The organism is Ruegeria sp. HKCCD7296 (assembly GCF_013110775.1).
Classification (GTDB): Bacteria; Pseudomonadota; Alphaproteobacteria; order Rhodobacterales; family Rhodobacteraceae; genus Ruegeria.
In genome coordinates this window covers 82,216-103,041 of record NZ_WVRF01000006.1, presented here as the reverse complement: position 1 = coordinate 103,041, position 20,826 = coordinate 82,216, and the positions used below count along the sequence as shown (strand labels likewise).

Annotated in this window: 24 protein-coding genes and 1 pseudogene; 9 read left to right on the top strand and 16 right to left on the bottom strand. The window is 57.6% G+C overall.

Annotation, left to right across the window (positions count from 1 at the left end):
- Nucleotides 1-124 precede the first annotated feature (124 nt).
- The 3 genes and pseudogenes from phbB to GS632_RS10500 form a co-directional block, all read left to right on the top strand.
- The gene (gene phbB, locus GS632_RS10510; protein ID WP_171093728.1) at nucleotides 125-847 is read left to right on the top strand and encodes an acetoacetyl-CoA reductase; all 723 of its coding nucleotides are present in this window, start codon (nucleotides 125-127) and stop codon (nucleotides 845-847) included.
- Between the two features lie 298 nt (nucleotides 848-1,145).
- Nucleotides 1,146-2,093 (top strand): transcriptional regulator GcvA, encoded by a 948-nt coding sequence (locus GS632_RS10505; protein WP_171721785.1) that lies wholly within the window; start codon nucleotides 1,146-1,148, stop codon nucleotides 2,091-2,093.
- A gap of 140 nt (nucleotides 2,094-2,233) precedes the next feature.
- Nucleotides 2,234-2,500, top strand: a pseudogene (locus GS632_RS10500) (hypothetical protein); the annotation flags it as partial.
- Here the strand turns inward: GS632_RS10500 and GS632_RS10495 are convergent.
- The 3 genes from GS632_RS10495 to GS632_RS10485 form a co-directional block, all read right to left on the bottom strand.
- Nucleotides 2,443-2,607, bottom strand: coding sequence for a YdcH family protein (locus GS632_RS10495; RefSeq protein WP_083445267.1), 165 nt, complete (start codon nucleotides 2,605-2,607; stop codon nucleotides 2,443-2,445). The pseudogene GS632_RS10500 and the gene GS632_RS10495 sit on opposite strands and share 58 nt — an antisense overlap.
- Before the next feature lie 132 nt (nucleotides 2,608-2,739).
- Nucleotides 2,740-3,504: a tRNA1(Val) (adenine(37)-N6)-methyltransferase gene (locus GS632_RS10490; protein WP_171721786.1), complete on the bottom strand. Its 765-nt coding sequence runs from the start codon at nucleotides 3,502-3,504 to the stop codon at nucleotides 2,740-2,742.
- On the bottom strand, nucleotides 3,501-3,716 hold the full coding sequence (locus GS632_RS10485; RefSeq protein ID WP_050604033.1) for a DUF2007 domain-containing protein: 216 nt from the start codon (nucleotides 3,714-3,716) through the stop codon (nucleotides 3,501-3,503). The genes GS632_RS10490 and GS632_RS10485 overlap by 4 nt, the downstream gene beginning before the upstream one ends.
- A 56-nt stretch (nucleotides 3,717-3,772) precedes the next feature.
- On the opposite strand from GS632_RS10485, the gene GS632_RS10480 reads away from it, so the two are divergent.
- Complete coding sequence (locus tag GS632_RS10480) at nucleotides 3,773-4,771, top strand: polyprenyl synthetase family protein (protein ID WP_171721787.1); 999 nt, start codon at nucleotides 3,773-3,775, stop codon at nucleotides 4,769-4,771.
- On the opposite strand, the gene GS632_RS10475 is transcribed toward GS632_RS10480, so the two are convergent.
- The 4 genes from GS632_RS10475 to soxR all read right to left on the bottom strand — a co-directional run bounded on the left by GS632_RS10475 (nucleotide 4,764) and on the right by soxR (nucleotide 9,633).
- Nucleotides 4,764-5,585 carry a 4-(cytidine 5'-diphospho)-2-C-methyl-D-erythritol kinase gene (locus GS632_RS10475; protein WP_171721788.1) on the bottom strand — a complete coding sequence of 274 codons (822 nt, stop codon included), beginning with the start codon at nucleotides 5,583-5,585 and terminating at the stop codon, nucleotides 4,764-4,766. The genes GS632_RS10480 and GS632_RS10475 overlap by 8 nt on opposite strands.
- Nucleotides 5,575-7,287: a tetratricopeptide repeat protein gene (locus tag GS632_RS10470; RefSeq protein ID WP_371810005.1), complete on the bottom strand. Its 1,713-nt coding sequence runs from the start codon at nucleotides 7,285-7,287 to the stop codon at nucleotides 5,575-5,577. The genes GS632_RS10475 and GS632_RS10470 overlap by 11 nt, the downstream gene beginning before the upstream one ends.
- 104 nt (nucleotides 7,288-7,391) lie before the next feature.
- Nucleotides 7,392-9,041 (bottom strand): electron transfer flavoprotein-ubiquinone oxidoreductase, encoded by a 1,650-nt coding sequence (locus GS632_RS10465; protein ID WP_171234973.1) that lies wholly within the window; start codon nucleotides 9,039-9,041, stop codon nucleotides 7,392-7,394.
- 136 nt (nucleotides 9,042-9,177) lie between these two features.
- Nucleotides 9,178-9,633, bottom strand: coding sequence for a redox-sensitive transcriptional activator SoxR (soxR, locus tag GS632_RS10460; protein ID WP_171179080.1), 456 nt, complete (start codon nucleotides 9,631-9,633; stop codon nucleotides 9,178-9,180).
- An 82-nt stretch (nucleotides 9,634-9,715) separates the two neighbouring features.
- On the opposite strand from soxR, the gene GS632_RS10455 reads away from it, so the two are divergent.
- From GS632_RS10455 to GS632_RS10445, 3 genes are all read left to right on the top strand, one after another.
- Complete coding sequence (locus GS632_RS10455) at nucleotides 9,716-10,096, top strand: VOC family protein (RefSeq protein ID WP_171179077.1); 381 nt, start codon at nucleotides 9,716-9,718, stop codon at nucleotides 10,094-10,096.
- 234 nt (nucleotides 10,097-10,330) lie between these two features.
- Entirely contained in the window at nucleotides 10,331-10,801 is a 471-nt protein-coding gene (gene greA, locus GS632_RS10450; RefSeq protein ID WP_171179075.1) for a transcription elongation factor GreA, read from the top strand.
- Nucleotides 10,802-10,815: 14 nt separating this feature from the next.
- Nucleotides 10,816-11,811, top strand: a complete 996-nt coding sequence (locus GS632_RS10445; protein WP_171179073.1) for a hypothetical protein — start codon at nucleotides 10,816-10,818, stop codon at nucleotides 11,809-11,811.
- On the opposite strand, the gene GS632_RS10440 is transcribed toward GS632_RS10445, so the two are convergent.
- The 5 genes from GS632_RS10440 to GS632_RS10420 are packed head-to-tail and all read right to left on the bottom strand — an operon-like array spanning nucleotide 11,808 to nucleotide 16,542.
- Entirely contained in the window at nucleotides 11,808-12,401 is a 594-nt protein-coding gene (locus GS632_RS10440; RefSeq protein ID WP_253282890.1) for a GNAT family N-acetyltransferase, read from the bottom strand. The genes GS632_RS10445 and GS632_RS10440 overlap by 4 nt on opposite strands.
- Nucleotides 12,398-14,443, bottom strand: a complete 2,046-nt coding sequence (glp, locus tag GS632_RS10435) for a gephyrin-like molybdotransferase Glp (protein WP_171721830.1) — start codon at nucleotides 14,441-14,443, stop codon at nucleotides 12,398-12,400. The genes GS632_RS10440 and glp overlap by 4 nt, the downstream gene beginning before the upstream one ends.
- 20 nt (nucleotides 14,444-14,463) lie before the next feature.
- The gene (gene mobB, locus GS632_RS10430) at nucleotides 14,464-14,955 is read right to left on the bottom strand and encodes a molybdopterin-guanine dinucleotide biosynthesis protein B (RefSeq protein ID WP_171179071.1); all 492 of its coding nucleotides are present in this window, start codon (nucleotides 14,953-14,955) and stop codon (nucleotides 14,464-14,466) included.
- Nucleotides 14,952-15,608, bottom strand: a complete 657-nt coding sequence (gene mobA, locus GS632_RS10425) for a molybdenum cofactor guanylyltransferase MobA (protein WP_171721789.1) — start codon at nucleotides 15,606-15,608, stop codon at nucleotides 14,952-14,954. The genes mobB and mobA overlap by 4 nt, the downstream gene beginning before the upstream one ends.
- Complete coding sequence (locus tag GS632_RS10420) at nucleotides 15,601-16,542, bottom strand: formate dehydrogenase accessory sulfurtransferase FdhD (RefSeq protein ID WP_245223238.1); 942 nt, start codon at nucleotides 16,540-16,542, stop codon at nucleotides 15,601-15,603. The genes mobA and GS632_RS10420 overlap by 8 nt, the downstream gene beginning before the upstream one ends.
- Between GS632_RS10420 and GS632_RS10415 the strand changes: the two genes are divergently transcribed.
- Nucleotides 16,541-17,254, top strand: a complete 714-nt coding sequence (locus GS632_RS10415) for an AzlC family ABC transporter permease (RefSeq protein ID WP_171179069.1) — start codon at nucleotides 16,541-16,543, stop codon at nucleotides 17,252-17,254. The two genes, GS632_RS10420 and GS632_RS10415, sit on opposite strands and share 2 nt — an antisense overlap.
- The gene (locus GS632_RS10410) at nucleotides 17,251-17,583 is read left to right on the top strand and encodes an AzlD domain-containing protein (protein ID WP_171179068.1); all 333 of its coding nucleotides are present in this window, start codon (nucleotides 17,251-17,253) and stop codon (nucleotides 17,581-17,583) included. The genes GS632_RS10415 and GS632_RS10410 overlap by 4 nt, the downstream gene beginning before the upstream one ends.
- Here the strand turns inward: GS632_RS10410 and GS632_RS10405 are convergent.
- The 4 genes from GS632_RS10405 to GS632_RS10390 form a co-directional block, all read right to left on the bottom strand.
- Entirely contained in the window at nucleotides 17,572-18,204 is a 633-nt protein-coding gene (locus GS632_RS10405; protein ID WP_171179067.1) for a hypothetical protein, read from the bottom strand. The two genes, GS632_RS10410 and GS632_RS10405, sit on opposite strands and share 12 nt — an antisense overlap.
- Nucleotides 18,205-18,221: 17 nt before the next feature.
- Complete coding sequence (locus GS632_RS10400) at nucleotides 18,222-18,356, bottom strand: aa3-type cytochrome c oxidase subunit IV (RefSeq protein ID WP_050604020.1); 135 nt, start codon at nucleotides 18,354-18,356, stop codon at nucleotides 18,222-18,224.
- A gap of 89 nt (nucleotides 18,357-18,445) precedes the next feature.
- Nucleotides 18,446-18,985: a hypothetical protein gene (locus tag GS632_RS10395; RefSeq protein ID WP_171721790.1), complete on the bottom strand. Its 540-nt coding sequence runs from the start codon at nucleotides 18,983-18,985 to the stop codon at nucleotides 18,446-18,448.
- Nucleotides 18,972-20,813, bottom strand: a complete 1,842-nt coding sequence (locus GS632_RS10390) for a glycerophosphodiester phosphodiesterase family protein (protein ID WP_371810007.1) — start codon at nucleotides 20,811-20,813, stop codon at nucleotides 18,972-18,974. The genes GS632_RS10395 and GS632_RS10390 overlap by 14 nt, the downstream gene beginning before the upstream one ends.
- Between the last annotated feature and the right edge of the window lie 13 nt (nucleotides 20,814-20,826).

Sequence of the window (20,826 nt, the reverse complement as noted above, 5' to 3'; positions counted from 1 at the left end):
TTACCCGTTGGATGCGACGATATTGCTACCTAAAAAGGTCAAATCCACAACGAAACAATATTGCGCACGATCACCTCTCAGAGTAACAGCATTACCAAGACGACTAAAATTGAAGGAGTCATAAATGGCACGTACAGCACTCGTCACCGGCGGTTCCCGCGGCATTGGCGCAGCAATTTCCAAGGCGCTCAAAGCCGAAGGATACAATGTTGCTGCCACCTATGCAGGCAATGACGAAGCCGCCGCGAAATTCACCGAAGAAACCGGCATCAAGACCTACAAGTGGAACGTCGCCGATTATGACGAATCCAAAGCGGGTATCGAGAAAGTCGAAGCCGAGGTTGGCCCCATCGACATCGTTGTTGCCAACGCAGGCATTACGCGCGATGCGCCATTCCACAAAATGACGCCCGATCAGTGGAAAGACGTGATTGACACCAACCTGACCGGTGTCTTCAACACCGTACACCCCGTCTGGCCCGGCATGCGCGAGCGTAAATTTGGCCGCGTCATCGTCATCAGCTCGATCAACGGTCAGAAAGGTCAGTTTGCTCAGGTGAACTATGCCGCAACCAAAGCTGGCGACCTGGGCATCGTAAAGTCCCTGGCGCAGGAAGGTGCGCGCGCGGGTATCACAGCAAACGCGATCTGCCCCGGCTACATCGCAACCGAGATGGTTATGGCCGTACCGGAAAAGGTCCGCGAATCCATCATCGGTCAGATCCCGGCAGGTCGTTTGGGTGAACCTGAGGAAATCGCGCGCTGCGTGGCGTTCCTGGCCTCGGACGATTCCCAATTCATCAATGGCTCGACCATCTCGGCCAACGGTGCGCAGTTCTTCGTCTGATTCATTTGTCAGAAGACAAAACGGGCCGGTCCTTTTGGACCGGCCCTTTTCTATCCCGTAAGATCGCGCGCGCTGCGATCAGCGGGAACCGAAAATGCGCTTCCAGAATTGCCAAATGACACGGCTGCGCTCTTGATGGGCGCGCAGGATCGCCATCTGCGCGGCGGGATTTGTCGTCATCTCAATCATGGCTGTCTCCTATTCAAATCAGTTTTATTTGACCTAATGTGAATATGAAGGTTACGCTGGAAAGCTACAAACGAGCTTTCTTGGACTTTCAGTTAAGTTTTACTTCATTATGAGCGACTATCTTCCCCCGCTGACCGCGCTCCGTGCGTTTGACGCCGCAGCCCGGCATATGTCTTTCGCGAAGGCGGCGGCAGAGCTGCATGTGACGCCAGCGGCCCTGTCTTTTCAGATCAAATCGCTTGAAGAACATCTGGGCCGACCTCTGTTTCACCGACTGAACCGCGCCGTAGAGCTGACTGAGGCCGGTCGAACCCTGGCACCCGGTGCAGCGGAAGGCTTTGCCGCATTGCAAGCTGCGTGGCGCGCCGTGCGTAGGCAAGAGAACGACACCAGCTTGACCGTCACAGCCGGTCCTGCATTGACGGCCAAATGGCTGGCACCACGGCTCTACGAGTTTGCCCGCGCCCATCCTGAGATCGATCTGAAGTTCTCAGCCACGCTGCGCAACATGGACCTTGAGCGGGACGATGTGGATGTCGCCATCCGCTTTGGCAATTCTGCAGATGAAGGGCTTTATTCCGTACCGGTCAGAAAAGAATGGCTTACCCCGGTCATGACACCGGAACTGGCGGAACAATTCGACACCCCGGAAAGCCTGCGACACGCCCCATTGATCCATGACGATTCGATCAGTTTTCTGACCCCGCCCTGCGACTGGCCCGCTTGGTTCCGCGCCATGGGGGTCGATTTCACCCCGACTCATGGCGCGCATTTTTCAAATGCCGATCACGCAATTGACGCCGCTGTCGCCGGTGTCGGAGTGGCGCTTGGACGACGCGCCATGATTCTCAAAGATCTGACCGAAGGCCGCTTGGTCGCACCCTTCAAAGTGGCCTTGGAAACACAAGGCCGATTCCGGTTTTTATGCCTGCCTGGAGCCGAGAAAAAGCCTCAGATCGCGGCCTTCCGAGATTGGTTCCTGACCGAGATCGAAAAAACCGCGCATATTTCAGATGAGTTTGAAATCATACCGATTAAAGAGGTTTCCACCTCATAACTAAAATGCAGCGGAAATCGGATTTTTGGCCGCTTCACTATGGGCATTATTTGACAAGTTCACATTCGAATCCGAACCTGCGCCAACCCTACTATGGAACACGACCTGCTTCGCGATTGACGGAACGATTGGAGTGCGCTGGGCCTGTCGGGCTGGCGTTCTATGTGTGGGACGTCGTGGTCATGCAGGGCGACATTCAAATTCTTGGAGCCTCGTCTTACGCGGCCTCTTTGTTGTCAACGCTGGCTTTAGTTGTGGCCGGGATCGCCGCCTCATCCTGAGGGCTTGCGATCGCGGCCTTGTTGATCACCGGCGGGGCCTTGATCGCGGCCCGCGCCAGCCTGAAGTCTTACGCAGACAGGCGTTCGATCTCTTCCTTCAGCTTAAGTTTCTGTTTCTTCAACTGAGCAATATGAAGATCATCAATGCCCGGCGAGCGTTGGGCTTGTTCCACTTCGAGACCGAGAGATTCGTGCTTTTTCTTCAGTTCCGTCAGATGTGCGCTCACGCTCATTGCGATCCTCCTTGGTTTACGTGTCTGTAGTTCACGTAAGAAGTTGACCACATCGTTTCCACCCTGTCACGCTGCACAAGCACAGAATCTGTAATAAATCCGACAAAATCGGCTGGTCATTGCCGATCGCCGTCAGAACCGGGGCAACGGCGCGGCGTGTCTCAGGACTGCCACGATCTGGTCTGTATAGCTTTCGCCGTCCATTTCATGGCGCTCGCCCGCGTGCAGAATCAATGGCGCATGGAGGCGAAATGCCGCACGCCCCCCTTTGCGGGCCCGCAAAATGACCAATTCCGCCTGTCGACCTGCGCGCGCGCAGAGCGGCAACACTTCAACTGAGCCCAGTTTATCCGCGCAGGCCACTATCATATCCGGCAAGCGGTCTGCCTTTTGAATCATGTGCAGATACCCTTGCGGGGCCAGACGCTTGGCCGCCACAGAAATCCAGTCACTCAAAGGGGTGTCCTCGCCCAAAGCGATGCTTCGTCCTGCATCGCTGGCCCGGCTATGCGCTCCGGCGCGGTAATATGGGGGGTTGGCAATGACGTGGTCAAACTGACTCTGTCGAACCTCGACAGGCAAAGCGGTCAGATCAGCCTCAACCAAATCCAGCTTCACGCTGTTCATTTCCGCATTCCGGCGCGCCAAATCGGCATACGCAGGCTGCAATTCAATTCCTGTCAGGTGCAGGCCCGGCACCCGCGCAGACAGGCACAGAATGGCAGCACCCGCGCCACAGCCCAGCTCCAAAACCGACTGATCGGCATTGGCCGGCACTGATGCCGCCAGTAAAACCGGGTCTATTCCGGCGCGATAACCTGAGGCGGGTTGCAGCAGTCGAATCCGGCCACCCAGGAAATCGTTGCAGGTCAAATCATTGTCATCAAAGCGGGTCATCGGCCCAGCGGAATCTCATTATCGCGCATAACACGTTCAGCGCGGGTCAGATCCTCGGCCCGCACCATGAGGCGCCGGGGAAAGATTCCGATACCGCCTTCGAGGATGCTCATATTTACGTCCATCTGAAAGCAGTCTATATCCTCGCCTTCAAGGAGAGCGGATGCAAAGGCCAGGATTGTCGGATCGGTACTGCGCAGTAGTTCTTTCATGGGGATGGATGTAAGGGCAAGGCGAGGCGGAAGTCGAGCCTTGTATCAGGAGTTTGATGACCGTCGACGTGATCTCAAAACCGCATGAGCGCCTCGCTGAACTTTTGGCGGGTGAGATGGAGGCCGTGAATGGCTTGATCCGTACGCGAATGGCGTCGGACCACGCGCCGCGTATTCCGGAAGTTACCCGGCATCTGGTGGAAGCAGGTGGGAAGCGTCTGCGCCCAATGCTGACATTGGCCGCCGCGCAGTTGTTTGGCTATACCGGCGACCACCACGTGCGCCTTGCCGCCACGGTCGAGTTTATTCACACCGCGACACTGCTGCATGACGACGTTGTTGACGAAAGCGCCCAGCGGCGCGGTCGCCCGACCGCAAATCTGCTGTGGGACAACAAATCCAGCGTTCTGGTCGGCGATTACCTATTTTCTCGCAGCTTCCAGCTGATGGTCGAGACTGGGTCGCTGCGCGTTTTGGACATTCTTGCCAACGCTTCGGCCACGATTGCCGAAGGTGAAGTGCTGCAAATGACCGCTGCAACTGATCTGCGTACGGACGAAGATGTTTATCTGCAGGTCGTACGTGGCAAGACAGCCGCACTGTTTTCCGCCGCGACTGAGGTCGGTGGTGTGATCGCTAGCGCGTCGGAAGAACAGGTCAAAGCATTGTTCGACTATGGCGACTCACTGGGCATTGCATTCCAGATTGCGGATGATCTGCTGGACTATCAGGGCGACAGCAAGGCAACCGGCAAGAACGTGGGTGATGATTTCCGCGAGCGTAAGCTGACTCTTCCGGTGATCAAAGCCGTGGCCCAAGCGACGCCCGAAGAACGCGCGTTCTGGGAGCGCACGATTGGAAAAGGCCGCCAACAGGACGGCGATCTTGATCACGCGCTGGGGCTAATGGGCAAATATGCCACGCTGGAAGAAACGCGGCAAGACGCCTTGGGCTGGGCCAACAAAGCCAAGGCATCGCTTGAGGTTCTGCCGGATCATGAGATTCGCAGCCTGCTGCGTGAACTGGCAGATTACGTGGTTTCACGCCTCAATTAAGCTGAGTGGCGCGGCACCACCAATCAGGGTGGGCTGCGCCAATCTCATAAGCAGCGAAATGCGCGTCTTTCATCGTCGGATACAGCGCAAAGCAGGTTGACCCTGACCCCGACATACGCGCGATGAGGGCGCGATTTGTCGTTTGCAGTGTGTCCAGAACCTGTTCAATCTCATGCGCAGCGCCCATGGCGGGCACTTCCAAATCGTTACGCTGATCGCTTAGCCACAAGGCACAGTCGTTGGCGTTTTGAAACTCGGGGATGTTCTCAGGCATCGCCGGATTGTCTCTGCTCGCCAGAGCGTTGAACACGGCCCCCGTTGGCACATGCACATTCGGGTTGACCAACAACGCAGGCAAGTGCGGAAGGTTTACAGCAACCAGTTGATCACCAATGCCTTGCATTCTGATCGCTCGGCCCTTTTGACAGACGGGCACATCTGCCCCCAGTGACAAGGGTAAATCCGGTGGAACGGCATGGCCTTGCTGCGCCAAAGCACAAAGCGTTGCGGCGGCGTCCGACGAACCGCCACCGATCCCCGCCCCGTGGGGCAGAGATTTGCGCAGCTCGATTTGCCCGGTCCACCCGACGCCCTCGGCTGCTTTCCACACCAGATTGCGTTTGTCCGTGGGTACCCCATCGGCGAATTCTCCGCCCACCTCCAGGGAAAGCACAGGGCCGGAGTTAAATGTCAGCTGATCACCCAAATCCGCAAAAACTACCAGAGAATCCAACAGGTGATAGCCGTCATCTCGACGGCCAGTGACATGCAGGGTCAAATTGATCTTGGCGGGCGCAAACGCCTTAGTTGCCATTGGCGACCTTCAAAGGTTCCGAACCTTCTTCGGCCAGAACGGCATCCAGCCCAACCTCGATCTTGCGGCGAATGCGCTCAGGGTCGGCTTCACCATCCGTATCTTCGGGATCAATGAAAGACAGGGCCCGCTTCCATTGGAATTCGGCCTCACGCGACCGTCCCACGGCCCAGTAGACATCGCCCAGATGATCATTCACGACCGGATCGACCGGCATCAGCTCAACGGCGCGTTCCATCTGTTCAACAGCCTCGTCATAACGACCCAAACGGAACAAGACCCAGCCCAAGCTGTCGACGATGTAGCCACTGTCCGGGCGGGCTGCCACAGCGCGTTGAATCATGTCCAGCGCTTCATCCAGCTTCTCTTTGCGCTCAACAAGGGAGTAGCCCAGATAATTCAACACCTGCGGCTGATCCGGGTTCAGCTCAAGCGCGCGCCGGAAATCAGCTTCGGCCTGGTCCCACCGCTTCAACCGCTCATGGCTGATGCCACGGGCATAATGCAGGAACCAGTTACCGCCCGCCGCGTTATCGGTCAGCGCAATCGCCGTATCATAGGACGTCACTGCCGCCTGATAGTTTTCCTGACGCCGCTGCAGGTCAGCCAAGGCCACATGCACACCCGGAAGGTCAGGATCCTGCGCCGCCAGATTTTGCAGCACTTCTACGGCAGCATCGGTTTGACCTGAGCGGTCCAGAACCTCGGCCCGGCCCAGCTCGGCCGCGTGGTGATCATTGCTGTCTGCCGGAACCATGCGATAGGCGGCAACTGCCAGATCATATTGCTCCAGTTGATCCAGAAGATCTGCACTCAGCAAAATGGCGTCCACATGATCGGGGCGCAGAAAACTGGCCAACCGTGTGTAAAGAAGAACGTAGTCCGGCGACGCCTCAGCGTTCAACGCGGCCCCAACGGAAAAGAAAATTTCGGCCATACCGTCCTGCGCAGAACGGACATGCGTGAAGGGCAGCGTTTCACCTGCCTCAAGTTGGCTGGTATAGGTTTCTATTGTCGGGTCGCTACCCGCCACAAAGACGTCTTCGAGGAACTGTAAGGCGTCTTCGTTCCGATCCAGCTGAGACAGCACCTCGGTTCGCGCCAAAGCCGCACGACGCGTGAAACGCGCCACCGCACCTTCATTGTCCGCAAAGATCACCTCGGCGCCCTCAAAGTCGCCGATCGAGGCCAATGCCATTGCCTTGTGGTACAACGCAAACTCTTTCAGTCCGTCTTGCGTGGCAACGGTTTCGAACTGTTCCATCGCCTTTGTCATTTCGCCCTGCGCCAAATGAGCCCAGGCGGTCATCAACCCATCCACCAACGGCCCGACACCCTGAGTTTCGGGGTTCCGCGCTAAAAGGACGTCGTATTTGCCATCTACAATCAGATTTGCCGCAATTGCCATACGCGCGGCCTGACTGGGCAGATTTGCCTGTTCGATCTGCTCGGCAACCGGCAAGGCACGATCAACTTCGCCCAACGCCAAACGCGCCACGACAACGCTTTCCAACAGCAGCGGATTTTGGGAATCGAACTTCAGGGCTTGGGCATAATAGCGCTCGGCTGCGGCATAATCACTTTCGTAGATCGCCTGTCGCCCGGCCAGATACGACCCTGCGCCCGAGTCAGAGAACGCCGGAACTGCGACCGACGACATGAGAAGCACGGACAGCGCCGCGCGACGAACCAGGGAAACCACCGAAATCCTGCCTTGCTATCATTGACTGACCATCAAGCTAGGGCTTCGGCTGGCAAGAGGCAATGGCAGAGCCTTCACGACCCTGCCAGTGCCCGCTTTTTTGCTTACATGTTGGGGTAGTTCGGGCCATCCCCACCCTGCGGCGTTGTCCAGGTGATGTTCTGGCTGGGATCCTTGATGTCGCAGGTTTTGCAGTGCACGCAGTTCTGAAAGTTGATGACGAATCGCGGGCCCGCAGTTTCGTCCTCGACAACCTCATATACGCCAGCGGGGCAATAGCGCTGCGCTGGTTCGTCAAACTTGGGCAGGTTGACTTTGACCGGCACCTCGGGGTCGGCCAAACGCAGGTGGCAGGGCTGGCTTTCCTCGTGATTGGTCGCCGCGAAAGACACGTTGGTCAGGCGATCAAATGACAGCACACCATCGGGTTTGGGATAGTCGATGGGCGCGTGCTTACTGGCATCTTCGGTCGAGTCTGCGTCGTTCTTTCCGTGTCCGACCGTCCCGAACATCGAGAAGCCCATGGTATTGGTCCACATGTCCAGACCACCCAACATCAGCGATGCGGTCAGACCCCATTTCGACCAGATCGGCTTGACGTTGCGCACTTTTTTCAGATCGCTGCCGATCGGACCGTCGCGCACATCTGTCTCGTATGCGGTCAACTCGTCACCCGAACGGTCAGCCTTGATCGCGTCATAGGCAGCCTCTGCCGCTGCCTTGCCCGACAGCATCGCATTGTGGTTGCCCTTGATGCGAGGCACGTTGACCATCCCAGCTGAACAGCCCAGCAGTGCCACACCGGGTGCGACCAGCTTCGGCATCGACTGATATCCGCCCTCGGTAATCGCACGCGCACCGTAGGCCACGCGCTTGCCGCCCTTCAGCAGATCGGCAACCATCGGATGGTGCTTGAAGCGCTGGAATTCCATGTAGGGATACAGATGCGGGTTCTTGTAGTTCAGGTGAACCACGAAACCGACATAGACCTGATTGTTTTCAAGATGATAGATGAACGATCCGCCACCCGCGTTGCTGCCCAGCGGCCAGCCCATCGTGTGCGTGACAGAACCTTCTTTGTGCTTGGCCGGGTCGATCTCCCAGATCTCTTTCATGCCAACGCCGTATTTCTGCACGTCCTTACCGGCTTGCAGGTCATATTTGGCGATAACTTCTTTGGACAGCGAGCCGCGCACGCCTTCCGACAGGAAGACATATTTACCATGCAGCTCCATCCCCGGCTCAGTGTTAGGCCCGTACGAGCCGTCAGCTTCCAGGCCAAAGACACCGGCGACAACGCCTTTGACTTCGCCGTTTTCGCCATAGACCAGTTCCGAACACGCCATTCCCGGGAAGATTTCAACGCCAAGCTCTTCGGCCTGCTCTGCCATCCAGCGACAGACATTGCCCATCGAAACGATGTAGTTGCCGTGGTTATTCATCAGCGGCGGCATCGGGAAGTTGGGGATGCGCAGTTTGCCCGCTTCACCCAACATGAAGAAGTTGTCTTCGTGCACGGGCACGTTCAGCGGAGCGCCTTTTTCCTTCCAGTCCGGGATCAGCGCGTCCAGACCACAGGGGTCAAGCACCGCACCCGACAGGATATGCGCGCCAACTTCCGAGCCCTTTTCCAGAACCACGACGTTCAGGTCGGCATCCAGCTGTTTCAGACGGATGGCCGCCGACAGGCCCGCGGGGCCTGCACCCACGATCACCACATCGTATTCCATCGCTTCGCGTTCAATCTCGGCCATCGCGGGCTCCTTAGCTAACTTTCCGAATTGGCGCTTTCTACATGTGGTCGGCGCAATTTTGTTTCACGGCTGATTACATGGTTGCAAAGACCTTGGTCAATCGAAACACGGCGTAACAATGCCGCTATTCGACACTTCAAGCTTCTGGTGTGTCCCCCATCAGATACCTGGGACCGCTACCATTGGATTTTACCCGGTCATCGGGGTTGTAAAGCGCACATTTCGGCAGGCTAAGACACCCGCATCCGATGCACCCATCCAGATTGTCGCGCAACCGCGTCAACGTATCGATTCGTTGATCCAGATGGGCACGAAGCTGAACGCCGATGGCTTTCCAATCCTGCGGTGTCGGCGTACGGTTTCCCGGCAGGACCGACAACACTTCGCGGATTTCCGGCAGGGTCAAACCGAACTGCTGCGCAATCATCACAAAGCTCAACCGCCGAATGTCGGCTCGCTGATAGCGCCGCTGCCCGCCCGAGTTGCGCCAGGGCGATATCAAACCCTGCGCCTCATAATACCGGATAGCCGATACTGCCAACCCGGTACGCTGGGCCAATGCGCCGATTGCCAGCCCTTCTGAAACAGCCATCACATCCTCAAAAAATACCTTGACCTAAAGTTAGGTTTAGAAATTAGCTTGAGTCGGGACAAGCCTAAAAACAGGAGATCCCATGATGGCAACGCTTGAGCATACAAATTTCACAGTCCGCGATCCGCAGGCTTCAGCCGCTTGGATGGAGCAGGTCTTTGATTGGAAAACCCGATGGGAAGGCCCCGCAATTGCAGGTGGTTACACGGTTCATGTCGGATCGGCCCATACTTACCTGGCGCTGTACAAACCGGATGAACCGAAACCTTCGGGCGAAAGCAGCTATGATGTCATTGGCGGCCTCAATCATGTGGGCGTTCTGGTTGAAGATATCGATGCGACCGAAGCCAAGGTTCGAACTGCTGGGTTCGAGCCGCACAACCACGCGGATTATGAACCAGGGCGTCGGTTCTATTTCCGCGACGACAACGGCATCGAATTCGAGGTTGTGCAATATGATTGAGATGATGTGGCTTTACGCCCCTTCCCAGCGATGGCACAGGTCTCGGCACCCTGATCATCGCCACAGACCGCACCCAAAATCCGCACGACGGCGCGAAGTCGCGAATTGATCGCTGTAACCACTGTCACCTCTTGCAATTCACGTGGTATTTGGGTCAGGTAATTGCCAACCTAATATTCGCCCCGACGCTTCTGTGCGGCGGGGCGACTCAATTTATGCGTGGACGTAGAGAGTATGGAAAAGATCCCGATGACGCCTGCGGGCAATGCCGCGCTTGCGGCTGAGCTGAAGAACCTCAAATCCGTTGAACGCCCGGCGATCATCGAGGCGATTGCCTCGGCACGCGAGCTGGGCGACCTGAAGGAAAACGCTGAATATCACTCGGCACGTGAAAAGCAGGGTTTCATCGAAGGCCGCATCAAGGAATTGGAAGGTATCCTGTCGCTGGCCGATGTCATTGACCCGGCAAAGCTGTCCGGTTCTGTTAAGTTTGGCGCAAAGGTGACTCTGGTCGACGAAGACACCGATGAGGAAAAGACCTGGCAGATCGTTGGCGAATACGAAGCCAATATCGAAGCTGGCCTGCTGAACATCAAATCCCCCATCGCTCGTGCCCTGATTGGTAAAGAGGAAGGGGACAGTGTCGAAGTGCGTACCCCCGGTGGCGTGCGTTCTTATGAAATCCTGAGTATCGAGTACACCTAACCGGAGCGCATGAAATGTCCGCGCCCAATCCTGACCCGGAAACCGAAAAACCGACCTCGCTGGGCATTTATGATCGCCCGAAAGCGTCGGCCGTCACTGAAATTGAGATTGCCGCACTGGTGCTCAGCCTGATCTGGCTGGTGGTGTCGGTCGTTTTTCTGGTGCTTCCGGAACAGGGCCAAAACGGTGGCTTTATTGTTACCTTCCTGGCGGTGTTCATGCCCGTGGCCATGATCTGGGTTGCGGCCACGGCAATGCGTGCCAGCCGGGTCATGCGTGAAGAAAGCGCACGGCTGCAAACAGCGATTGATGCCATTCGGCAGGCGTATGTCGCGCAGCAACAGCGGGCCTCTAGTACCTATGAGCCAGCGGTGACGAAAAAGCTGGACGAGATCGCGGCGACCACCCGGAAAACCGAAAATGCGCTGGCGACGTTCTCGACCAAGCGCGCTGCTCCGACTGCAAGATCGGGGCAAGCGCCCGTTCCGGGCGATCAGACCTCACTGGAACTGGGAACGCCTGCGGAAGAGATCGCACCGCCGCTCAGCACCCCGGTCTTTCTACGCGCACTGAACTTTCCAGAAACACAGGATGACACCGAAGGGTTCAATGCACTGCGTGTGGCGCTAAAAGATCGAAAGACAGCGCAAATTGTACAAGCCTCACAGGATGTTCTGACGCTGCTCAGCCAGGAAGGCATCTATATGGATGACCTGCGCCCCGATATGGCCCGGCCAGAAGTCTGGCGCCAATTTGCCCAAGGTACACGTGGTCGCGCGGTTGCCGCGTTGGGGGGCGTGCGCGACAGATCCTCGCTGGCGCTGACCGCAGCACGGATGAAACAGGACCCGATTTTCCGCGATGCAGCCCATCACTTCTTGCGTCGCTTCGACAAGATGATGGCCGAGTTCGAACCCACCGCAAGCGATGCAGAACTGAGCGCGCTGGGTGAAACGCGTACTGCAAGGGCCTTTATGTTGCTGGGCCGTGTGGCCGGAACCTTCGACTAGGACGTTTCCACAGGCCAGGACATCTTTGTCGCGCTGCTAAAGCCGAAGAGGTATTTGAGCGGCCCGGTTTTTTCCTCACCCACTGGCCGGAATCCTTCGCGCTCGTACAAAGCGCGTGCACGCGGGTTTGTATCGATCACATCCAGCTGAACCTCTGACATGCCCTGGCCTCTGGCCTCTTGTTTAATAGCATTCAAAAGGGCCGTACCCACACCTTTGCCACGGGCATCAGCGGCGACAAATATGCCATCCATCTGAAATACCCCCGGTTTCAGTTCACGTTCCAGCAGGCTTAATATGCAGGCGCGCCACACTGCCCCGAACCAGCCATAGGTTCCCGCAAGATCAGACATACTGCCACCGGCCAAACCGCCATCGCGCGTTTTGAACCCTGCCAGCCCCAACATACGGCCTGTTTCATCTCGCGCGACGAGCGCGAAATTCGGGTTCAAAGCGATTTCAAAGAAAGCCAAACCTTTTTCATCTGGCCCCATGACCTTGTACAGCTTGGGCGAGAACGCCTGCCAGAACAGCGCCGCTGCATGCAAGCGTTCGTGATCAGCAAAGCCTGATGAAATCGCAATGGTCAAATACCAAAGCTCCCATACGGAATGAAACGCACTGTATCGCCCGGTTTGATGTGCCGCGCACCATCTTCGATTTCAACCAGTCCTTCGGCCCAGCTGAGCCCGCTGATCCGGCCCGAGCCTTCCGAATGAAACACTTCGACCCTCCCATTTCGCACCCTTGCACGCAGGTATTCACGGCGGCCAGGTTTTTTGCTTTTCTCAAAGGCGGCCGGAACCTCAAACCCTTGCGGTTCCGCCCAGCCTTCGCCCGACATCAGGCCCAGAGCGGGGCGTGCAAAGATCAGGGTGCAGACCATGGCAGCCACCGGGTTGCCCGGAAGGCCAAACACCGGCACGCCTGCCCACAAACCCAAAGCCAGCGGGCGCCCCGGCTTTAACGCGATCCGCCAGTGCTGCATCGCCCCCGCCTCTTGCAACAGGGCGGACACATGATCTTCATCGCCTGCTGATGCGCCTCCGCTGGTCAGGATCACATCAGCCTGTGCTGAGGCTTGGTCCAACCGGTCCCGCAAAGCATTCCGATCATCTGCAACACGCCCCATGTCAACAGGCACAAATCCCATGCGTTCGATCAACGAAAGCAGCATCGGGCGGTTGGCATCGAAAATCTGTCCCGGACCTGCGCTTTCTCCGGGTTCGATCAACTCATCACCGGTCGAGACCACCGCCACACACAACGGCTGACGCACATTCACCTGCGCGATACCCACAGCAGACAGCAACGCGAGATCGGCAGGAGTCAACCGACGCCCGGCGGGCAAAGCCACATCACCTGCCATCACATCTTCACCCCCGCGCCGCGTGTTCGCGCCTTTTTTCAGCGGACCGCGGAAGGCAATATGCCCGTCTTTGACCGTGACATCCTCTTCCAGAATAACCGTATCCACACCATCAGGCAGTGCTGCGCCCGTCAGGACACGCAAAGCCCGACCTTCGGGGACTGAACCGTCAAACGGTATTCCCGCCGCCGCGCGCCCATCAATCAACGGCATGACCTGCGTGCCATCCGGGACGGGACCCGCAAACCCGAACCCGTCCACTGCCGTGTTAGGCTGGGGCGGATTTGAGCGTTGGGCGATCACATCCTCGGCCAGAATGCGGCCACTTGCCTTGGACAGCTCAAGCGTTTCCACTGACGTGATCGAATGCAATCTGTCGCGCAGATAGGCCAATGCCTCGTCTACAGGTGTCCACTCCACCCCGGCAGGCAACGCGAAACAATCGTTTCGCAATGGCGGCGGGGCTATGTTCGGCTTGTCCTGAGCTACACCCAATATCCAACCTTCCTCTGCCGCTGAGACATTCAATTGCGCATCCAACTCCTGCTCTGTCAAACGTGACAGAGTCAAGGCGACCTGTTCGACCTGCCAGGCATCCTTGATCTGCCCCGCTGGCGACGCTCCAAGGGTCAGAGACGGCCAGATCTCTACAAAGGCAACCGGTTTGTCCAACGGCTCAAACGGCCAGACCGCGATCTTCCCCGCAAACCGACGGCGGAGGCGGTTCAGAACCGGCAGCCCCATCATCACCTGCCCGCCAACAGCCCCCGCACCTGCCATCTGCCAGCAGGTGAAGCTGCCCTTGGCCAGGGTTTCTACAACGCGACGGTCCGGGAAAGGGTTGGAATAGTCGGTTTTCCTGCGCGGCAGACCATTGATGTCACGACGCAAACCGTTCATCCAGAACGGGCCTTTTCCGCCAAACTTCAGGTTAATCCGGCCTGCCAGATCAAAACGGTTGTTCGCCTTGGGTGTGTCCTCGACATGCCCTTCGAACCAATCCCACAAAGCCAGTGGATCGTCTGCACTCGTCATCGCCCGGGCAAACCCTGCCGGATAGCCAAACGGGAAATCAAACCCCAAAAACAGGCGACGACCGACCTCAAGCTCGGTACGGATCAGAGCCTCAAGCCACTTTTCGGCGACCATCCTGTTGCGCTGGTATTCAGGCTGCAAAACGTGCCCTTCGCGCGCAGTACAGGCCCAAATTGCATCTTTGCGCGGGGTCGGCCCGGTGTCGTTTCCACCAGACCAATCCACCATGGCAAAGGTCTGGAACAAGCTCACAAACCGACCTCTTTCAGAATGAAGTCCGCGATCGCTGCCGTGTCATTCAGATCAAGAACCGGGCGATCCAAGTCCAGCGGAATGTCACTGGCCACTGCCCTAATGGTCGCGTTCTCGGGGGCCATAAGCGCATGGCCCGCCACAGCGCGGAAAGCTTCGACCTTTGGGTGATCTTCGCGCTTGAAACCTTCAATAAGCACCAGATCAACCGGTGAAAGCCGGGCCAAAAGATCGGCCAAAGGTGGCTCTGGCGTGCCGCGCAGCTCTTGCATCACGGCAATTCGCTGACCTGAGGCAAGCAGCACTTCGCTGGCCCCAGCCATGCGGTGGCGATGACTGTCGGTGCCGGGTTGATCCACATCGACACTGTGATGCGCATGTTTGACAGTCGACACCGTAAAGCCCCGGCCTGTGATCTCGGCCACCAGCCGTTCCATCAGTCCGGTTTTGCCAGCATTCTTCCAGCCAGTGACGCCAAAGACCCTCATGCCTGCTCCAACAATGTTCGGGCGCGATCCAGATCTTCGGGCGTATTGACGTTGAAGAACGGGTCAAACGGGTCGGCATCGAACAAAGCCTCTCGCCCATCATGTTTATCGGTCCACAGCACCACCTTGCGCAGCCCATCCGTCAGCGCCTCTCGCAGATCATCGCGCAGCGCGACTGGCCAGAGGCCAAAGGTCGGATGCCGGTTGACCCGTTTGCCGCCGCCAGATTTCAGCGCCTCGTCGCCGTTGCGCGGAGTCGTCGCCAAAACCAGAGGGTGCACCTGCCCCTCTGCCGCATCTTGCAATCGCACCACTAAATCGCGTGGGAAGAACGGCGTGTCAGCAGCAGCGGTCACAATGCTGCCCGCGCCTTGTTCTGCCGCCCAATCGAGCCCGGCCAGCACCCCGGCCAAAGGCCCCGCGAACCCTTCGATTGTGTCAGGAAGCACAGTCAGGTTCAGGTCGGAAAACCGCTCGGGGTCGCCATTGGCATTCAGAGCCAGCCCACTGACCTGTGGGGACAGGCGTTCGATCACATGAGAGATCAAGCTTTGCCCATCGATCTGCAACAGGCCCTTGTCACCGCCGCCCATCCGGGTCGCCTGTCCTCCTGCGAGGATGATGCCCAGAGGTTTTTTTATCTTATCACTCATTGGCACTCTTCCGACGATGTTTTTTTTCCTCGACCGCTACGGTTGACGGGTCCACGTCGCGCAGCAGGCGGTCCTCGCCCGACAGGCAGACAAAGCGCTGTCCGCGCATCCGGCCGATTAGGGTCAGGCCAACCTCGCGCGCGATCTCGACGCCCCAAGCGGTGAAACCCGAACGAGACGCTAATACAGGGATACCCATCATAGCCGTTTTGATCACCATCTCGGATGTCAGGCGACCGGTGGTGTAAAGGATCTTGTCCGCCGCACCTTCGCCTTCGGACAACATCCAACCTGCGATCTTGTCAACGGCGTTGTGGCGGCCCACGTCCTCCATATAGACCAGCGGGCGGTTTTCGCGGCACAGGACCGTGCCGTGAATTGCGCCCGCCTCAAGATACAGCGACGGCGTGCGATTGATCTTGGATGCCAGATCGTAGAGCCATGAGGTCCGCACCTGAACCTGCGGCAATTGCACGTCCTCAAGCCCCTCCATCATGTCGCCGAACACCGTTCCAACGGCGCACCCACTGGTGCGTGTCTTTTTCTTCAGCTTGTCCTCATACGATGTCTCACGCGCTGTTCGCACAACAACGGTCTCAAGATCGTCGTCGTAGTCCACGCGGGTAATCTCATCATCCGCCAACAGCATCCCCTGGTTGCGCAGAAAGCCCAGCGCCAGATATTCGGGATAGTCGCCGATTGTCATCGCCGTCACGATTTCCTGGGAATTGAGGAAAATCGTCAACGGGCGTTCTTCGACCACCGAGATCTGGCTGGCCTCGCCGTTCTGGTCTGTGCCCTCGACCGCTCGGGTCAGGCGAGCAGCGCCCGGATCAGGGGCGATAAGATAGTCCGACAGGTCGAATTTCGTGGCCAATTGCAACCCCTTCCCAAGACAGTTACTGCTGCTGGCGTCACCATAGGATTTAGCCATGGCCGCTGCCACATCCAAGTCATACTTCTGGAAAGGTTTTCGGGACGGGACGCCTTTTGTCTTTGTCGCTGTCCCTTTTGGCCTGTTGTTCGGCGTTTTCGCGACCGAAGCCGGGTTGGATATTGTTCAAACCATCGCCTTTTCGGCCACCGTTTTTGCCGGAGCCGCCCAGTTCACGGCGCTGCAACTTTTACAGGATCAAACTCCAACAATAATCGTGTTGATCTCGGCACTGGCCGTGAACCTGAGGGTGGCGATGTATTCCGCGTCGCTCACGCCCTATCTGGGTGCGGCCCCACTTTGGCAGCGCGCCTGTGCCGCCTACCTGATCGTCGATCAGTCTTATGCCTGTTCGATTGTGCGGTTCGAGAAAGAACCTGACCTGACGATCCCACAGCGCATGGCATATTTTTTCGGCTCGGTTACACCGATCACGCCGCTTTGGATCTTGGCGACCATCATCGGCGCTGTCCTAGGGGCACAAATCCCGGAAAGCTGGGCGTTGGATTTTGCTCTGCCGATTACTTTTCTGGCCATGGTCGGTCCGATGATGCGCACCCTGGCACATGTAATTGCGGCCCTGGTCGCCATAGTCGTCGCGCTTCTGACGGTGGGTGTGCCGTACAATCTGGGTCTGTTGATTGCCGGGATGGCCGGGATGATGGCCGGTGCACAAGCCGAACTGATGCTGGAACGGAGGTCGCCGTCATGACCCAGATCGACCCGACCACCATGTGGATCATTATTGTGGGCCTGGCAGTGGGCAGTTACGCACTGCGCTTTACCTTTATCGGGCTTGTGGGCGATCGCCCTATGCCGCCCTGGCTGCTGCGGCATCTGCGTTATACGGCTGTTGCGATTATACCCGCACTGATCACACCATTGGTGGTGTGGCCTTCTGCGACCGGCGGGCAACCGGATATCCCCCGAATGTCGGCGGCGGCGGTTGCGTTGCTTGTGGGTCTGATCAGCAAGAACGTCCTGGCGGCTATCTTTTCAGGGGCCGCCACGCTTTACGGACTGCTCTATCTACTGACTTGAACCTGCGTCCAACTGATTGAGAAGCGCGTTGTTTGCAGCCAACCCTTTTTGCAGATCGGCATCGTCATTTTCGCGATATTCCTGCGTTACGACACCTGGAATCTGCCCAAATTGATCGGAAAGTTTTACCGGGCTGAAAGTGACATCGATCTGTTCAAATCCGGGAACTTGCTGCAACAGACGGGCCGTTGAATTCGCGCAAAACGCGCTGGAAACCGGACCGCTCTGCTTGGCAAGTTGATACGCTATCTCTGCCTGCTGCGGCGTGACAATCAGCGTCTGGATGCGTGCATAATGGCTCTCGCGAGCATGTGAACTTCGATACGCGCGTTCAACAGCCGGTGTTATTCCGTAAAGAACATCGTTCCTCAAAGGGACGACATCAGCTCGAAACGACCCCGCCGGATCAAAGATCACACGTTCGCTTGCGCCAATCATCAAAGAGGTGTGCGCGCCAGAACCGGTGCGCGTATTGATCATTGTGTACAGCGTCAGCGTGGACGGCCCGGGATCGCTATAAGACCTCGAGACAATCTCCGCCTGGTCGGCTTGCGGACGATTAGAGCCCGCACAGCCCGCAACGGTTGCCACCAAAAGGCAGGCGATCAAAATCCTGAGCAAAGTTGCCCCCGATTTGTTTAGGAGGCGAAGACCGCCAGGAACAGGCACAAAAAGGCAATCGCAACCACGCACCATGTGGTGGCTTTGATGAAACCGTTGAAAGTTTTGGTTTGGACGGTGATGTCCATTTCGCCGTGCTTATGTTCAGCCATGAGTCTCAGAATCCCAGTTCGCGTGTTTGATCTGTTGGATAATAGAAAACCAGACGCCTGTCACCACGTCATTCGCGCGCAGGGTATACTTACCTGAGGATCGAGCACCCCGGATACCCAAACCCCCACCGCCACGGCAAGCCGCTGCATGGCCCACCGCCGAATCGAACGGCACCATACATCGCATCCGCAGTGATCGCGTGCACGTCACGGATTTGCTTGGGTGTCATCTCGTAACGCTCGCCATAATGTTCAGCGTAACGATTTCCGTGTTCCACCACACAAGCATGCAGGGCATCATCCGCTGCAAGACGCGCGTCATAGCTTTCCTCTGCCGTCACCGCGCCGCCCGCGTTGTGATAGGCTTGGTCATGGGTCACGCAACAATATTCCCATGGCGGGTGCTCTTCATACAGCTCACCGACTTGGGGGAACTGCTCGGCGACCCAGCGCCAACTGGCCGACAGTCCGCCCGAACAGCCGTCGGTTTCGAACGCGGTCAACTCGGCGCTTAGACTTTGGTCCACAAGGGCACGGTGCGACGGCAGCTCAAAACTGCGCATCAGATCCTGAGACAAGGCAGGCAGCGGCAGCAATGATACGAATAATGCTAAATTAAGGGCTTTCATCACGCATTGCCTCGGTATCGACCTGCAATCCAAACGTTGTTGCCAGCCACAGCAACAATCGCTCACCTGGCCCCATTTCAGCACGCACGCGCAGAACTTCGTTAGACATGGCCGGGCGGTCGGTGATCAACCCGTCTACACCCATCGAGGCCATTTTGGACATCTGCAACGGATCATTCACCGTCCAGACATAGATATCCTTGTCTGCGTCCTGCACCTTTCGGATCAGCCCCGGTGTCACCATCCCTGCATTGACCGCGACGAATTCACCTTCCAGGCCCGACAGGTCCCCAACGGCAGTGGCCGCCAACACGCCAGACCGCCAGTCGGGGCGCAGCTTCTTCATCTTTTGCACGGCTGGGTATTTCAGCGACATTGTGGCAATGTCGTCCTGCATCCCCAGCTCTTCCACCAGGTTGATCACCCGATTTTCCAGATCGACATCGTGACCATAATATTTCAGTTCAATCAGAACCTTGGATTTGCCCTTGGCCGCTTCCAGCACCTCGCGCAGGGTCGGTGTGCGTTCCGAGGCATATTCCGGTCCAAACCAGCTGCCAATATCGATGTCGGCTACGTCCTCCATGGTGGCGTCCCAGACCTTCAGGTTGACGCCCGCCAGCTTCATGAAATCGCTGTCATGGGCCACGATGACTTCATCATCGGCCGTTTCCTGCACGTCGATCTCGACCCAATCCGCGCCATCCTCAATGGCTTTCAGAACTGCGGCCATGGTGTTTTCAGGCCGTATGGCCGCAGCGCCCCGGTGGCCTATCACCTCGGCATGATCCGGCGCCTGCACACGTTCCAGCAGGCCCTGCCCGAACCAAAGGCCAATACCCAATGCGGCCAGAGCCGCTGCGACAGTTACAAACACGGGCGCGCGGATTTTCCTGGGTTCAGGGTGAGCAACTTCCTTGGCGTCTGAATCAAAAAACCCATCCAGCAAAACGGCAAGTGCGCCCAACGCAGTCGCCGCCAGAACCAACCCCGCCAAAGACCAAAGCCCTGCGATGATTAGGCTAAAGATCAAGGCAAGCTTTAGGCTGCCGCCTTCCTGTATCGGTACCAGCGCAAACAAAAGACTGGCCACCCCTGCGATCAAAGCCGCAATAACAAGCCGCGTCGCCAGCCACAGGGCAAGTTCGACCTTCAATCGCCCACGCTGACCTTCCATCCTCTGCTCGCTTTGCGAGAAAGCCACTTGAGGCGACGCACCTTCAAACAGCACCAGATGCAGCGCCAGCGCCCAACCGGACAGACGCCGGATCAAAACCCAAGCCAACGCCAGAACCACCAATCCGATGAGGACCACCGCCACCTGAAAGGCGGGCGGATGGAAGGTCAGGTAGTAGTTGATGTCATATTCCGTCAACGTCCACCAAGCGATCAGCCCTGCAACGGCCACAAATGGCAGGGCAAGCAGCAAGACGCGTAGAATAAAACGCACCGCAAACCCAAACAGCGCCGGAAAGCGGGACAGGTTCAATGCGAGCGCCGCGCTTCCAGCGCGCCAAGGGTCGCTTTCGCCCATGCGCAAGGACCCGGCCATAACCGAGAACACAAAGACCTCAGCCAGCAAAAACAGGCTGAGCACTGCGATACCCGCGATGAACCCGGCCGGAGACAGCAGGAACATTGCAATGTCCTGATCCGTCAGCGCCGTCTGATCCGACAAAGACACAGCCAGGTTGACCGCCACTGCGACACCCGGCGCAATCAACGCCATCAGCAGCAGGCGCACCGCAATATAGATCGGGACAAAGACTGTACGCCGGGCCCATGCCCCGGCATAGGCATGTGAAACGGCTTGAAAAAATCTGCTCACGCTGTGGCCTCCG